The 15576-nt window shown below is 61.7% G+C and carries 13 protein-coding genes; 8 read left to right on the top strand and 5 right to left on the bottom strand.

Features of this window, described 5'->3' with window-relative positions; genetic code table 11:
- The first annotated feature begins 29 nt into the window (after window positions 1-29).
- The 4 genes from LVW35_RS10595 to LVW35_RS10580 all read left to right on the top strand — a co-directional run bounded on the left by LVW35_RS10595 (window position 30) and on the right by LVW35_RS10580 (window position 5120).
- Window positions 30-938 carry a LysR substrate-binding domain-containing protein gene (locus LVW35_RS10595; RefSeq protein WP_233895354.1) on the top strand — a complete coding sequence of 303 codons (909 nt, stop codon included), beginning with the start codon at window positions 30-32 and terminating at the stop codon, window positions 936-938.
- A gap of 147 nt (window positions 939-1085) precedes the next feature.
- A complete protein-coding gene (locus tag LVW35_RS10590) occupies window positions 1086-1541 on the top strand; it encodes a (2Fe-2S)-binding protein (protein WP_233895353.1) in 456 nt (151 codons plus the stop codon).
- On the top strand, window positions 1541-3760 hold the full coding sequence (locus LVW35_RS10585; RefSeq protein ID WP_233895351.1) for a xanthine dehydrogenase family protein molybdopterin-binding subunit: 2220 nt from the start codon (window positions 1541-1543) through the stop codon (window positions 3758-3760). Before LVW35_RS10590 ends, LVW35_RS10585 begins: the two co-directional genes overlap by 1 nt.
- 16 nt (window positions 3761-3776) lie before the next feature.
- Window positions 3777-5120: a c-type cytochrome gene (locus LVW35_RS10580; protein ID WP_233895350.1), complete on the top strand. Its 1344-nt coding sequence runs from the start codon at window positions 3777-3779 to the stop codon at window positions 5118-5120.
- A 2-nt stretch (window positions 5121-5122) separates the two neighbouring features.
- On the opposite strand, the gene LVW35_RS10575 is transcribed toward LVW35_RS10580, so the two are convergent.
- On the bottom strand, window positions 5123-6199 hold the full coding sequence (locus tag LVW35_RS10575; protein WP_233895348.1) for a GlxA family transcriptional regulator: 1077 nt from the start codon (window positions 6197-6199) through the stop codon (window positions 5123-5125).
- Window positions 6196-7605, bottom strand: a complete 1410-nt coding sequence (gabP, locus tag LVW35_RS10570; protein WP_233895347.1) for a GABA permease — start codon at window positions 7603-7605, stop codon at window positions 6196-6198. Before gabP ends, LVW35_RS10575 begins: the two co-directional genes overlap by 4 nt.
- A gap of 259 nt (window positions 7606-7864) precedes the next feature.
- On the opposite strand from gabP, the gene LVW35_RS10565 reads away from it, so the two are divergent.
- Window positions 7865-8326 (top strand): GNAT family N-acetyltransferase, encoded by a 462-nt coding sequence (locus tag LVW35_RS10565; RefSeq protein ID WP_233895345.1) that lies wholly within the window; start codon window positions 7865-7867, stop codon window positions 8324-8326.
- Here the strand turns inward: LVW35_RS10565 and LVW35_RS10560 are convergent.
- Together LVW35_RS10560 and LVW35_RS10555 are read right to left on the bottom strand one after the other, a co-directional pair.
- Window positions 8293-9075: a creatininase family protein gene (locus tag LVW35_RS10560; protein WP_233895344.1), complete on the bottom strand. Its 783-nt coding sequence runs from the start codon at window positions 9073-9075 to the stop codon at window positions 8293-8295. The genes LVW35_RS10565 and LVW35_RS10560 overlap by 34 nt on opposite strands.
- A 37-nt stretch (window positions 9076-9112) precedes the next feature.
- Window positions 9113-10426, bottom strand: a complete 1314-nt coding sequence (locus LVW35_RS10555; protein ID WP_233895342.1) for an MFS transporter — start codon at window positions 10424-10426, stop codon at window positions 9113-9115.
- Between the two features lie 136 nt (window positions 10427-10562).
- Here LVW35_RS10555 and LVW35_RS10550 point away from each other — a divergent pair, with 136 nt between their 5' ends.
- Complete coding sequence (locus LVW35_RS10550) at window positions 10563-11480, top strand: LysR family transcriptional regulator (protein ID WP_233895340.1); 918 nt, start codon at window positions 10563-10565, stop codon at window positions 11478-11480.
- Window positions 11481-11765: 285 nt separating this feature from the next.
- The gene (locus LVW35_RS10545; RefSeq protein WP_233895338.1) at window positions 11766-13802 is read left to right on the top strand and encodes an NADH:flavin oxidoreductase; all 2037 of its coding nucleotides are present in this window, start codon (window positions 11766-11768) and stop codon (window positions 13800-13802) included.
- Here LVW35_RS10545 and LVW35_RS10540 read toward each other — a convergent pair.
- Complete coding sequence (locus LVW35_RS10540) at window positions 13799-14470, bottom strand: TetR/AcrR family transcriptional regulator (RefSeq protein ID WP_233895336.1); 672 nt, start codon at window positions 14468-14470, stop codon at window positions 13799-13801. The two genes, LVW35_RS10545 and LVW35_RS10540, sit on opposite strands and share 4 nt — an antisense overlap.
- 141 nt (window positions 14471-14611) lie before the next feature.
- Here LVW35_RS10540 and LVW35_RS10535 point away from each other — a divergent pair, with 141 nt between their 5' ends.
- Window positions 14612-15388, top strand: a complete 777-nt coding sequence (locus LVW35_RS10535; RefSeq protein WP_233895334.1) for a hypothetical protein — start codon at window positions 14612-14614, stop codon at window positions 15386-15388.
- Window positions 15389-15576: the final 188 nt, after the last annotated feature.

Raw genomic sequence — 15576 nt, 5'->3', positions numbered from 1 at the left:
GGCATCCGATTGATACCTGGATTAGATCAATGTTTGAGCTCACCCAACTGCGTTGCTTCACCACTGTGGCCACCGAGCTGAATTTCCGGCGGGCGGCCGAACGGTTGAACATGACCCAGCCGCCCCTCAGCCGGCAGATCCAATTGCTGGAACATCACTTGGGGGTCGAACTGTTTGCCCGCACCACCCGCAGCGTTGCACTGACCGCCGCCGGTCGTGCGTTTTTTATCGAAGCGCAGAACCTGCTGGAGCGTGCCCAGCAGGCGGCCGTTACCGCGCGCCGCTTTGCCGAGGGCGATATCGGCACGGTCAATATCAGCTTTGTCGGCAGTGCGGTGTATGAATTTTTGCCTCGTGTGATCGCCGAGGCGCGGCTCAAACAACCTCACGTCAAGATCGACCTGGCGGAGATGAACACCTACCAGCAATACGAAGCCCTGCGCGCGCGCCGCATCGATCTGGGGATCGTCCGCGCGCCGTTGATTGAGCCCGGCTATGCCACCGAATGCCTGGTACGCGAACCCTTTGTACTGGCGGTGCCAAGCGGCCACCGGCTGGCCAATGCCGCGACGGTCAGCGTGCACGACCTGGACGCCCAGCCCTTCCTGATGTACGCCCACTCGGCCTACCCGCCGTTCAACGAACTGCTCACCGGCCTGCTGCGTTCGGCCCGCGTTGCACCGCAGTTCGTGCAGTGGCTGGGGTCCTCCCTGACCATACTGGCGCTGGTCAATGCCGGTATGGGCCTGGCCTTGGTGCCGCGTTGCGCCAGCAGTGTCGTGTTCAAGAACGTGGTGTTCCGCGATATCGACCTGGGCGAAGGGGCACAGAGCGAGCTGCATTTGATCTGGCGCGAGAACAACGACAACCCGGCGTTCGCGATGTTGCTGGATGGGATTCGCAGCGCGGTAAGCCAAGGATGGGATCAGACACGCTAGCTCAATCCTCTTGAATACTTGCCTGATCCTCCGACTTCTCGGATTTCAGATAGATAGCCCTTGCACACTGGTCTAGAGTTCGTCGATAAGCGGCCAGTGCATTGACGACTAAAAAGGCCGCACCTCCCGTTGATCAGCAGGTGAGCCATGGAATTACGAATCAACCAAAAGGCCTATCAGGTCGATGCCGATGCGGACACGCCCTTGCTGTGGGTGATCCGCGACGACTTGGGCCTCACGGGCACCAAGTATGGCTGCGGTCTGGCCCAGTGCGGCGCATGTTCGGTACTGGTAGATGGCAATGTGGTGCGCTCCTGCGTCACCCCGGTGGCCGGGGTGGTCGGGCGTGAAATCACCACCATCGAAGCGATTGAAACCGATGAGGTGGGCAAGCGCGTGGTCGCGACCTGGGTCGAGCATCAGGTGGCGCAATGCGGGTATTGCCAGTCCGGGCAGGTCATGGCGGCCACTGCGCTGCTCAAGCACACCCCGGCGCCCAGCAAGGCGCAGATCGATGCGGCCATGATCAACCTGTGCCGCTGCGGCACCTATAACGCTATCCATGCGGCCGTCGACGCCCTGGCCAAACAGGAGGGCGCTTGATGAGTACTCTCAACGAACTGCTTGATGCACCGGTCAACCTGTCGCGCCGCCGCTTTCTGGCGAGCACGGCGGTGGGCGCGCTGGTGATTGGTTTTGGCCTGCCACTGGGCTCGGGCCGGGTGCAAGCCGCCACCGCTGCTGAACGCGGCACCCAGGTGCCGGCTTTCCTGGAGATTCGCCCGGACGGCACAGTGCGCCTGCTCAGCCCGTTCATGGAAGGCGGACAAGGCACCCACACCGCCATGGCGCAGATCGTCGGCGAAGAACTGGATGCCGATCCCGCGACGTTCATCGTCGAAGCCGCTCCGCCCGGCGAAGCCTATGTGGTGATGGAGAACGGTATGCGCATCACCGGCGGCAGCATGTCGGTGCGCATGAGCTACCCGACCATGCGTCGCCTTGGTGCCCTGGCCCGCGCGATGCTGCTGCAGGCCGGTGCCAAACAATTGGGCGTGCCGGTTGGCGAATTGACCACCCAGCCTGGCCGAGTCGTACACGCAGCTTCCGGCCGTTCGCTGGGTTATGGCGAACTGGCCAGCAGCGCCCTCGACATGCCCGTACCCGATCCCGCCAGTATCACCCTGCGCGACCCGAGCCAGTTCCGCTGGATCGGCAAGCCGGTCAAGCGCCTGGACGCCTACGACAAATCCACCGGCAAGGCGCTCTACAGCATCGACCTGAAAGTCGACAACATGCTCCACGCGGCGGTACAACATGCGCCACGCCTGGGTATGACCGTGGGCAGCCTGCGCAACCAGCCTCAGGTCGAAGGCATGAAAGGCGTGCATTCGGTGCACGTGCTGCCCGGCGCGGTGGCGGTGGTGGCTGAGCGTTGGTGGCACGCCAAGCGTGCGGTGGAAGCCATCCAGGTCGATTGGCAGGAGGCGGCGGCTGATTCGGCACTGCGCGTGATGCCGGCGGACTTCTCCAGCGACAAGCACTTCGAGTTCCTCGCTGCCCAGCAAGGCCCGGCCCGTGACGACGAAAACGAAGGTGACGTCGCCGCCGCGCTCAAAGGTGGCAAGACTCAGCTTGAGGCGACGTATCACAACCAATACCTCAACCACGGCCAACTGGAGCCGCCGTCAGCCCTGGCACGCTTCAACCCTGATGGCACCCTGGAAATCTGGCTGCCCAACCAGGCGCCGGACATGTTCCGCACCGACATCGCCAAGCGCACCGGCCTCGATCCCGCACAAATCACCCTGCACTCGCCGTTACTGGGTGGTTTTTTCGGCCGGCACTTCTTGTACGACTCGGCCAACCCTTACCCTCAGGCTATTGCATTGGCCAAAGCCGTGGGCCGTCCGATCAAGTTGATCTGGAGTCGCGAAGAAGAGTTTCTACGTGATGTGCTGCGCCCGGTGGCCGTGGTCAAGTTCCGCGCCGCACTGGATGACAAAGGCTTCCCGCATGCCATCGAAGCCGTCAGCGCGACCGAAGGCCCGACCGAAGCCCTCGCCGGCAAACAGGGCGATAAAATCGACCCCACGGCCCTTGAAGGGTTGTCGGGCAAGTCCTACGCCATCCCCAACAAACGCATCGCGCAGATCTACGTCAAAGGCGCGCCCATGCTCGGTTACTGGCGCTCGGTGGGCAATTCGCTCAACGACTTTTTCTACGAGTCGTTCCTCGACGAGCTGGCGGACAAGGGCGGGCATGATCCGTACGAATTACGCCTGCACCTGTTGCGCGACAACGCCCGGCTGACCACCTTGCTGCAAGCAGCAGGTGAGCTTTCCGGTGGCTGGAAACGCGGCCCCTTCACCGCCGAAGACGGCACCCGACGCGCGCGCGGCGTGGCCATGGCCTCGCCGTTCGGTTCCCACACGGCAGCGATCGCTGAAGTGTCCATCGAGCATGGCAAGGTCAAGGTGCACGATATCTGGCAAGCCATTGACCCCGGCAGCATCGTCAACCCGGCGATTGTCGAGGCCCAGGTCAATGGCGCGGTGGCGTTGGGCTTGTCCCAGACCTTGCTGGAGGAAGCGGTGTACGTAGATGGCAAGCCACGGGCGCGTAACTACGACCTGTATCCAATCCTGACGCCAGCGCAGATGGCGCGGGTGCATGTGCGGATAGTTGAAAGTGGCGAAAAGATGGGCGGTATCGGCGAGCCGCCGCTGCCCGCCGTGGCTCCGGCCGTGGCCAATGCGGTGGCGCAGTTGACAGGCCAGCGCGTGCGCAGCCTACCCTTGAGCCGACACACTTTCAGCTGACCTTCAGGAAACGCCCATGAACAACCGTCGATTCGTAAGAACCGCAGGCTGGCTGGCGCTGCCCTGCCTGGTCGCCGCAGGCCTGCTGGCCTGGTACGTCACCCGTGAACCGGCTACGCCGTTCGAACAGCAACAGGCGGGTGTCACCTTCGAACCCGCCTTGGTCAGCCGCGGCGAGTATGTCGCCCGCCTCAGCGATTGCGTGGCCTGCCACAGCCTGGCCGGCAAGGCGCCGTTTGCCGGAGGCCTGGAAATGGCCACGCCGTTGGGGGCGATTCACGCCACCAACATTACGCCGGATAAGCAGACGGGGATCGGCACTTACAGCCTGGCCGACTTCGACCGTGCGGTGCGCCATGGCGTGGCACCGGGCGGCCGTCGGTTGTACCCGGCCATGCCCTATCCGTCCTATGTAAAACTCAGCGATGACGACATAAAAGCGCTGTACGCGTTTTTCATGCAGGGCGTAAAACCGGCCAACCAACCGAATATCCCCAGTGATATTCCATGGCCGCTGAATATGCGCTGGCCCATCGCACTATGGAACGGCGTGTTCGCACCGACGGCCACCTACGCGGCCAAAACCAACCAGGATGCACTGTGGAACCGCGGCGCCTACATCGTCCAAGGCCCCGGTCACTGCGGCAGTTGCCATACGCCACGCGGCCTGGCCTTCAACGAAAAAGCCCTGGATGAATCCGGCGCGCCGTTCCTCGCTGGCGCCCTGCTCGACGGCTGGTACGCACCCAGCCTGCGCCAGGACCCCAACACCGGGTTGGGCCGCTGGAGCGAGCCGCAGATCGTGCAGTTCCTCAAGACCGGGCGCAACGCCCATGCGGTGGTCTACGGTTCGATGACCGAGGCCTTCAACAATTCCACGCAGTTCATGCAGGACGACGACCTGGCGGCCATCGCCCGTTATCTCAAGTCATTGCCCGGCGACCCGCAGCGCGACGGCGCGCCCTGGCAATATCAGGCGGTGGCGGCGGTTCAAGACGCTCCCGGCGCCCACACCTACGCCACCCGCTGCGCCTCCTGCCATGGCCTCGACGGCAAGGGCCAGCCTGAGTGGATGCCGCCCCTGGCCGGTGCCACCTCGGCACTGGCGAAGGAAAGCGCCTCGGCGATCAACATCACCCTCAACGGCTCGCAACGCGTGGTAGCCGCCGGCGTGCCGGATGCCTACCGCATGCCGGCGTTCCGCGAGCAACTGTCCGACCCGGAAATCGCCGAAGTACTCAGTTACGTGCGCAGCACCTGGGGCAACAACGGCGGCGCGGTTGACGCCAAGGCGGTGGGCAAGCTGCGCGGGCATACCGACCCGGCGAGCAGCAGCCCGATCATCCTGCATATGCGCTGAGTTCAAGACTTAAGGTTCTTCACGCTGGCAAACGTTGCCTCGCCCCGCGCCTGTTCCAACACATTCATGGGCGCGGGGGTAGGCAACACGTGCAGCACCGGCTTGAACACGGTAGTTCGTTCGCTGTCGTTGACTGAACGCTCATCGCTGGGCGGCACGCCGAAGTATTCGCGGTAGCACTTGGAGAAGTGCGGCGTGGATACAAAACCGCAAAGCACGGCCAATTCCACGATGGAAATGGGCGTTTGCTTGAGCAATTGCCGCGCCCGGATCAAACGCAGTCTGAGGTAGTAGCGCGACGGCGAACAGTGCAGGTATTTCTGGAACATGCGCTCAAGCTGGCGACGCGACAACGCGACATATGCGGCCAGCTCATCCAGGTTGATCGGCTCTTCCAGGTTGGCCTCCATCAATGCCACGATTTCCTGCAACTTGGGTTGCTGGGTGCCGAGCATGTGCTTGAGGGGGACGCGCTGATGGTCCTGCTCGTTGCGGATCCGTTCGTAGACAAACATATCGGAAATCGCCGCCGACAGCTCATGCCCGTGATCACGGCCGATCAGGTGCAGCATCATGTCCAGGGGCGCCGTCCCGCCCGAGCTGGTGAGACGGTCGCGGTCGAGAGTAAACAGGCTGGAACTGACGGTCACCCGTGGAAAGGCCTCCTGCATGGCCGCCAACCATTCCCAATGCACGCTGCACTCATAGCCGTCCAGCAAGCCGGCCCGCGCCAACACAAAGCTACCGGTACAGATACCGCCCAGTCGCTTGGAATAACGCGCCTGGCCGCGTAGCCACTTGACCAGTTCGCCGGTCACAGTGCCCTGGATGCCGATGCCGCCACACACAATCACAATGTCGGCGGGCGGCACGCCGAATATCGAAGCGTCCGGCGTGATGGGCACGCCGTCACTGGCCCACACGGGGTTGCCATCCGGGCTCGCAGTGTGCCATTTGTAAAGCTCCTGGCCCGACAACTGGTTGGCCATGCGCAAGGGCTCGACCGCCGAGGCCAGTGACATCAGCGTGAACTGGTCCAGCAGCACGAACACGATGCTGCTAACGGGGCGGCCACTCATGGCGGTGAGACTGCGGCCATTGATTTTTGCGTGCGTTCGGGCTGCCGCGCGGTGAGCAACCCGATCAGAGAAATCATCAGGGCCAGGCCGATGGTCGATGACACTTCAAAACGATGCTCAGGCGTGACCAACATCACCGTCAAGGCAGCACAGATGAACACAATCACCAGCCAAGTCAGCCAGGGAAACAGCCACATCTGGAAGGTCAGCGTGACGTTGCGCTGACGCAGGATCTTGCGCATGCGCAGCTGGGACACGGCGATCACCAGATACACCAGCAAGGCGATGGCGCCCGAACTGGCGAGCAGGAATTGGAACAACCCGGCCGGCGCAAAGTAGCTGAACAGGGTCACCCCTGCGCCCAAGATCGTGCTGGCGATCACCGCCGCCCGCGGCACACTGGCCGCCGAGGTCTTCTTCATCAGTTTGGGTGCGTCCCCGCGCTTGCCCAAGGAAAACAGCATGCGCGAGGCAATGTAGATCGAGGAATTCATGCAACTGGCCACCGCGATCAGCACCACTACATCCACCAGCAGCTTGGCGTGGGGAATGTTCATCAGTTCCAGTGCGCGCTGATAAGAGCCTACCGAGGCCAACAACGGGTCATTCCACGGCACCACGGAAATCACCACGAAGATCGACAACAGGTAGAACACACCGATGCGCCACATCACCGAGCGCGTGGCCCGGGCAATGTTCTGCGCCGGGTTGCTGGACTCGGCCGCCGCGATGGTGACCGCCTCAGTGCCGATAAAACTGAACATGATGGTGATGAAAGCGCCGACCACCGCCGATAGCCCGTTGGGCGCGAAGCCACCATGCTCCTCCATCAGCCGGCTTAACCCGCTCACCTCGCGCTCGGGAATCCAGCCCATCAGCACCGCGAACCCCAGGCCGATGAAACCAATGATCGCGATCACCTTGGCCATGGCGAACCAGAACTCGAACTCGCCGTACTTGGACACGCTGAACAGATTGGTGACCACCAACAAGAAAATCGACAACAAGGCAAACAGCCAAGCGTCGATCTGCGGGAACCATTGGTTGAGGATATGCCCGGCGGCCAGGGCCTCGATGGGGATCACCAGCACCCAGAACCACCAGTACAACCAACCAATGGTGAAGCCGGCCCAGCGGCCGATGGCCTGGTCGGCGTAGGTCGAAAAAGACCCGGTATCGGGGTTGGCGACCGCCATCTCCCCCAGCATGCGCATGACCAGCACCACCAGCGTGCCGGAGAACAAATAGGCCAGCAGCACTGCCGGCCCCGCCGCCGCAATCGCATGCCCGGAACCGACAAATAACCCCGCGCCGATAATGCCCGCGATGGAAAGCATGGTCACATGACGCGGCTTGAAGCCTTGCGCCAACTGGCCGTTCGAATCGTTGGAACTCAGGCTATTCATTGTTTTTGTTGTTCTCGGTGATCGACGTTAGGGCGTACTGACTGAAGAGTCAGGCGATCATCATTTCTTAATGATGGGTCACCTTACGCGGCCTGACTTCATCAAAAATAGCCTGGGAGCGGCGTGGATTGGTCTGATATCGACATTGGGTTGGGCAAATGCCAGAGGGCAACCCTGGAAAGGTAGGGTCTTTCCAGGCCAGTCACCCATGGAGTAGTCTCGGCCTAAGCCGTACTCCCACACCGGCAGGACGCTCCCTATGCCCCATGACAGCAGCAACGCGACAGGCCCCATCCGCCAAGCCACACCCGAAGACGTGCGCGCCCTGATCGAACTGGACATCTACGCAACGGCCCACACCCATCGTCGCGTGTTCATCCACGATGCCGTGATTCGCCAACAATGCCTGGTCGCCCTCGACACCGCCGGATATTGCACAGGGTACCTGGTGCTGACCCATGACTTTTTCGATCATGGTTTTGTAGCGCTGGTGGTCGTGTCGCCGACACATCAACGTCAAGGGGTGGCGCTGCGGTTGCTGGCGGCGGCAGAGGCCGCGTGCAAGACGCCCAAGCTGTTCACTTCGACCAATGCGTCGAACACCGCTTCTCAGGCGCTGTTTGCAAAGGCCGGGTTCGTGCCGAGCGGGCAGATCGAGAACCTTGACGACCACGATCCTGAGCGGATCTATGTGAAATTCATCAATCCACCCGCGCGGTAACCTGCTGGCCACGGCTCGCGACTGAACGCCTCGACCTCCTGAATCAAGCCTTGCGCGGCCATCATCACCAACTCGCGACCCTTGTCCGGGCTGGCCTGCGCCGGGTCTGAACCCATGCGTCCGTCCACATGGCGTGCGCGAAAATCGAAGGCTTCGCGAATCGGTCCCCAAGGTGCGACCTGCGGCGAGTACTCGGCGGTTTTGATCGACTCCGGGTAGGCCCACTGGGTCACCGCAATCTCGGACGGCGTGGCATGAATACCGTGCCCGGTGGGGAACTGTTCCTTGGCCAGCTCGCCGACGCCTTCCAGATCCCACCAGTTGCATAACTTCAGTGCAAACCCAGCCGGGCGCCGGGCGAAACTGGCCTCGGCGTACAGCTCGGAGAACGCGGCCTCAATGGAGGCGACGTTGCCGCCATGGCCATTGAGAAACAGGATTTTTTCAAAGCCGTGGGCCGCCAGCGAGTGCACCCAGTCGCCGATGGCAGCAATGAAGGTCGACGGGCGCAGCGAGATGGTGCCGGGAAAGCCGATGTGGTGCTGGGCCATGCCGATGTTGAAGGTCGGCCCGATCAGGATATCGGCGCTCTTTTGTGCCTGGCACGCAATGATCTCTGGGCACATCCAATCGGTGCCCAACAAACCGGTGGGACCGTGCTGCTCGTTGGAGCCGATCGGAATCACGATGGTGCGGCTGCGCTCAAGGAATTGGCCGATCTCGACCCAGGTCGACAGGTATAAAAGCATGATGAGTTCCTCGTATTTTTCAATGACTGCGGGCTGCTCAGCCCGCGCTGTACTCGCCTGCCGAGCCGGTGCGTATACGCGGTTTGGTCGCGATGATCACGAAGGCTGCGCACAGGAACACGCAGCCCACCGCAACGAGCCCCGTGTCGAGACTGCCGGTGGCGGTTTTGGCCCAACCGATCATGGCCGGGCCCCAGAAGCCACCGGACAACCCGATGGTGTTGATCAGTGCGATGCCGCCTGCGGCCGCATCACCCTTGATGTGCTCGGAGGGCATCGCCCATAACACGGTGTAAGCCATGAACATCATGCTGATCGACAGGATCAGCAGTGCCATCGACACCAGCAGGTTGCCGCCTGCCAAGGGATAGAAGATCAGCAGGACCGCACCGGTGGCGGCGGGAATGGCACAGTGCAAACGTCGTTCCCCCAGGCGATCCGAACGCCGCCCGATCCAGTACATCCCCAGCGCCGCGCCAACATAAGGCAGCGCGGCGTACCAGCCCAACTGCTGGGTGTCGTTGACGCCCAGGGCTCTGATGACGGCGGGCAGCCAGAAGCTCATGGCGTAGATCGAGAAGATGATGCAGAAGTACGCCGACGCCAGGACATATAGCTTGGGGTCGCGCAATACGGAACGAAACGAATGGCTGCGGGCGCTCGCCGTACCCAGTTCGGTTTCCAGCAAGTGCTTTTCGGCGGCGTTCAGCCACGGCGCATCCGCGGGCCGATCACACAGCACGAAATACATGAGCACGCCGAGAAACACACAGGGCAAACCTTCGATCAGGAACATCCATTGCCACCCGGCCAGGCCACCCACGCCGGCAAAGGTGGTGATCAGCCACGCGGATATCGGGCCACCCAGGATGCCGCCCATGGGCCCGGCGATAAACACGATGGCAATCGCCCGCGCCATGCGATTCGGGCCGTACCAGCGGGACAGGTAATAGATCATGCCCGGTGCAAAACCGGCTTCGAACACGCCCAGCAAAAAGCGCATGGCATAAAACGTCGGCACGTCGCGCACAAACAGCATGCAAGCGGAGGTGATGCCCCACAGCACGAGAATGCGGCTGAAGGTTTTGCGCGCGCCGATGCGCGGCAGCATCAGGGTGCTGGGCAGTTCGAACAGCACGTAGCCGATGAAGAAAATCCCGGCACCGGCACCGTAGGCCGCATCGGACAGCCCCAGGTCGCTTTGCATCTGCAGCTTGGCGAAACCGACGTTGATACGGTCCAGGTAGGCGAAGACGTAACCGATAAACAACAGGGGCAGCAGCCGCCAGTTGAGCTTGTGATAGAGGGCAGAAATGGCCTCGTTGGATGTCGGCGCCAGTGCGTTTGGCATACGTATCTCCCGTTATTCTTGTGGGTGCTGCGGGCTTGCCAATCCATGGTGCGCCGGCCCATCATCACCAGCAAGAGCAACTAAGTTCGCGCAGTGTTGCCCTACAGGCAACGCAACCTTTACGACGGTAACCCTTATGCGAGAGATCAATCAGCAACGCCTGCGCTACTTTCATGAAGTGCTGATGCACGGTTCCATTCGAGGTGCGGCGGACAGCATCAACACCTCGCCCTCGGTGATTACCCGCCAGATCAAACTGCTGGAGGAAGAGTTGGGCGCCAAGCTATTCGAACGCCAGGCCCGTGGTGTGCAACCGACCGAGGCGGCGGCGCATTTGCTCGAGTTCTGGCGCGGCTATCGTTCACACCAGGAGAAACTCGAAGACCAGTTGCAAGCGATCAAGGGCTTGCAGCAAGGCCATGTGCGCGTGGTGATCAGTGAAGGGTATGTGGATGTGCTGGTGGACAATGTGCTCGCGCCCTTCTGCAAGCAGTACCCCAAGCTTGAAGTCACGTTGGATATCTTGCCGGTGGTGGATGTGCTCGACGAGGTTGCCGAAAACCGTGCGCACATCGGCCTGGCGTACAACCCGCCTGCACACCCGCACATCGATTTTCGCGCCGCCTCCTTGCAGCCGGTGATGTTGCTGGTGCGTCCCGATCACCCGTTGGCCGTGCGCGGCAGCATGGCAACCGTGCAGGATGTGCTCGAATGCCCGCTGGTACTCACGCCGACTACCTTCGGCATCGGGCATGCCATCACCCTGCTTGAGTATGCCGAGAAGATCCAGGTGCGCCCGATTCTGGTCAGCAATTCGTTGGCGGCGCTCAAGCGTCTGGTTGCCAATGGCGACTTTGCCTCACTGGCCGGGGAGTTCGCGGCCTCCCGGGAAATCGAAAATGGCGAGTTGGCGTCGGTGCTGATTGATCACCCCCTGCTGCTGGGGGTGGAAGCCAAATTGCTGGTGAAGGCCGCCCGCCCCTTGGCCGCCCCTGCGCAGGAGCTGTTGAACTGGATGCTGGCGCGATTGCCGATGTTCAAGCCGCAGGAATAAGCAGGCTTACCGGGTGTTGGAAACCAGCGCCGGATTGGACATCCCCTCAAAGCGTGCCTTGTTCGCCGTGCTTTCCCGCGCCTGCCAATGACCACTTGTCGCGCTTGAGGTGTTCCTGCAAGGCATTCATCAGGCGTCCTCCCAGGGGTTAAGGCGATCTCAGCGACGCCTTCAGAGCGTCGCGATCAAAATGTACATGCATGTCGTCAATTATTGACACATATGTACATTTACCCTAATTTCAAATCGCCGAGCCTGATGATGCCCACTACGGAGCACACAATAATGTCCAGCGATCCCCTGCTGCAGCCGTACAAAATCAAACACCTGACCCTGCGCAACCGGATCATGACCACGGCCCACGAACCGGCCTACCCGGTGGACGGCATGCCGCAGGCGTTGTACCGCGCCTATCACGTCGAACGCGCCAAGGCCGGTGTGGCCTTGACCATGACCGCAGGCTCCGCGGCGGTATCGCGGGACAGCCCGCCGGTGTTCAACAACGTGCTGGCGTACAAAGATGAAGTAGTCGGTTGGTTGAAGGACCTGACCGAAGAGTGTCACGAACACGGCGCGGCGGTGATGATCCAGCTGACACACCTGGGTCGCCGCACACGCTGGGACAAAGCCGACTGGCTACCGGTGGTCTCGCCGTCGCACCGTCGCGAAGCGTCACACCGCTCCTTCCCGAAGCAGATGGAAGACTGGGACATCGAGCGGATCATCAAAGACTACGTCGACGCCGCCGACCGCATGAAAGCAGCCGGGCTGGACGGCCTGGAGCTACAAGCCTACGGCCATTTGATGGACCAGTTCTGGTCACCACTGACCAACGACCTCGATGGCCCTTACGGTGGCTCCCTGGAGAACCGCATGCGGTTTACCTTCGATGTCTTGCGCGGGATTCGCCAGCGCGTCGGTGAAGACTTCCTGCTGGGCGTGCGCTACACCGGCGACGAAGCGCTGCCGGGCGGGTTCACCGCCAGCGAAGGCCTGCAGGTGTCGCACATGCTCAAGGACAGCGGGCTGGTGGACTTCCTCAACGTGGTGCGCGGGCATATCGATACCGACGCGGGCCTGACGGATGTGATTCCGATCCAGGGCATGCGCAACTCGCCGCACCTGGATTTTGCCGGCGAGATTCGCGCCTCCACCGGTTTTCCCACCTTCCATGCGGCGAAAATCCCGGACGTCGCCACCGCGCGCTACGCCATCGCGTCGGGCAAGGTGGACATGGTCGGCATGACCCGCGCCCACATGACCGACCCGCATATTGTGCGCAAGATCATCGAGCGGCGTGAAGAAGACATCCGGCCTTGCGTCGGCGCCAACTACTGCCTGGACCGCATCTACCAGGGGGGCGCCGCCTACTGCATCCACAACGCGGCGACCGGCCGTGAAACCAGCATGCCCCATGACATCCCCAAGGCTGCGCGCAAGCGCAAGGTGCTGATCATCGGCACGGGCCCGGCCGGTCTGGAAGCCGCAAGGGTTGCCGGCGAGCGCGGGCATGATGTGACGGTGCTGGAGGCGGCAGACCAACCCGGCGGGCAAATCCGCCTGACCGCCTTGAGCGAGCGACGCCGCGAGATGATCGGCATCATCGACTGGCGCATGGCCCAATGCGAACGCCTTGGCGTGAAATTCCACTTCAACACCTGGGCCGAAGCCGAGACCGTGCTGGCCCATGAGCCGGACGTAGTGATCGTCGCCACCGGCGGCATGCCCCATACCGATGTGCTGGCCGAGGGCAATGAACTGGTGGTGTCGACCTGGGACATCATTTCAGGCGACGTCAAACCGGGGCGCCATGTGTTGATCTTCGACGACGCCGGCGACCATGCCGCGCTGCAAGCCGCCGAGGTGATTGCGCAAAGTGGTGCCAGCGTCGAAATCGTCACCCCGGACCGCGCGTTCGCCCCGGAAGTCATGGCCATGAACCTGGTGCCTTACATGCGCAGCTTGCAGGACCTGGATGTGACGTTCACAGTGACGTACCGGGTCGAGACGGTGGAGAAACGCGACGGTCGGCTAGTTGCCACTTTCAGCAGTGACTATGGCACGGTGCACAAGCAGCGGGTGGTCGACCAGGTGGTGGTGAACCACGGCACGCTTCCCCTGGATGACCTGTATTTCGACCTGCGCGCGCATTCCAGCAATGGCGGCGCGGTCGAGCAGCACGACTTGATCGCCGGGAACGCGCAGAACATCGTGACCAACCGAGAGGGTCGATTCCAGCTGTTCAGAATCGGTGATGCGGTGGCGGCGCGCAATACTCATGCGGCGATTTACGATGCGTTGCGCCTGGTCAAAGACCTCTAAAAAGCCTCAAACACCCCCGGCGTGGTTTCAGCGTAGCCAAACGCCCCATAGAAGCGGTCCAGTTCGCGCCGCTTCAAGGCCTTGCCGGTGAACACGCTGACGTATTGGGGAATACGCCGGAACCGTACCACCACGTCCTCGTCTGTGTTCATCGAGATATAGCCGATCTGCGTCAAGTAGATGGTGCGGGCCCGCACATCGGCGGCCTCTTCATCGTAGCCAAAACGTCGAAACATCCCGGTCAAGACGTTGATACGGGTCTCATCGGCCAACGCGATTTCTGCCGCGACCTCTGCCGACTGCATCGCCCAACTGCGCACGGCAAATTCGAATTGCGAGTCGAACAGCTCCGGGTTCAACCAGCACTCGAAGACGTTGAGAATGGCTTCGCAAATACTCTCGGCATAGCGCTCGCACTGGTACACCAGGTTGCCGGTGTTCTTGTCGCGCCAACGGCTCAGCAAGGCCGATAGCAATTGCTCCCGGTCCTCGAAAAACCAATAGAAACTGGTGCGCGACAGACCAAGCTGCTTGGCCAGGGGCATCACGCGCACGGCATCGATGCCGGATTCTTTCAGGGCCGCGTAAGCGGCATCCAGCCACACATCGACCGAGCCACGCCAGCCTGTGTCCTGGCTCTTGCCTTGCGGTTTTGCGGGTTTCGACATCCTTGGGTCACCTTTGCCGGGGAATTGCCGGTCACTCTACACGCCCCCATGCATGAGTGCAGTTCGTCGGCAAAACCGCACGAAGAAAAAAATCCTGACTACTGTATTTATGTACAGCTAAACAACTTAAGGATGAGCATCATGAGCGACGATTTGAAGCAGTCAAGTTCTACCGCCACCTCGCAACCTACCATCTCATTCGAGCAAGCTAAAACCGGCCGAGCCCTGGATTTCACTTGGGCGCCTGACAGCAATACGACGACCACCATCGTCTCGGCGGATTGCGTCGACTACCGCGTTAACACCTCCCAGGGCAGCCCGACAGGTGACAGCCACTCCATTGCACGATTGACCTATGCCCAAGGCAACGGCGGGCGCCAGGTCGGTACGCTGTTTCTCGAAGAAGTCCGTGCAGGTGTACGTGACAATACCCAGATCGGACTCTTGGTAGGCCGCAAATGGGCGCTGGACGTCGACGCAGCGGATACCGGCAGCATTGGCACCTACGTGGTGGAACAGTTCGATGACATGCGCGCCAGCGTCAACTATGTCGGGGCATTCGCCCGCGTCTTTGCCGATCCCCGGATGGTCAGTTATCACGCCGGGGGCCATGTGCATACCAATATCTCGATCACGGGCAGCAGAGCCCTGACCATGGCGGACTCAGGCAAGTCGATTCTGGTCATCAGCAATACGGATGTCACGCTGACAATCGGCGATGATGTGACCGAAGGCTTCAGGGCGACGTTGATCCAGGCGGCAGCCGGCAAGATCAGCATCGCCGCATCGAGCGGCCACACGCTTTACAGCAATGCGGGAAACCGCACACGTACTCTCAACCCACTGGATGAACTGGAGGTCAGCACGTTTCCAGGGGGGCCGGTTTTCCTGGCTTTCCGGGTCAGGCCTGCGGCTTGATCCAAACGTTCGGATCTGATGTCGCAGTTACCGGCTGGGTGCCGGTGACTGCCACGTCACTTAGTCAGGCAGCGCGGTACCTTAAAGGCGAACGACAGCCCCGAGGCAAAACGCACTGACGCTTATCAGGGCCTTATGCGTATTCGACGGGGTATGTCTGAAACAGATGCCCAGTCTGATCTCACTCA

The sequence above is a fragment of the Pseudomonas sp. HN11 genome, from assembly GCF_021390155.1.
Classification (GTDB): Bacteria; Pseudomonadota; Gammaproteobacteria; order Pseudomonadales; family Pseudomonadaceae; genus Aquipseudomonas.
Note: the sequence above shows the minus strand (reverse complement) of the source record. Positions and strands in the feature narration are given on the sequence as shown.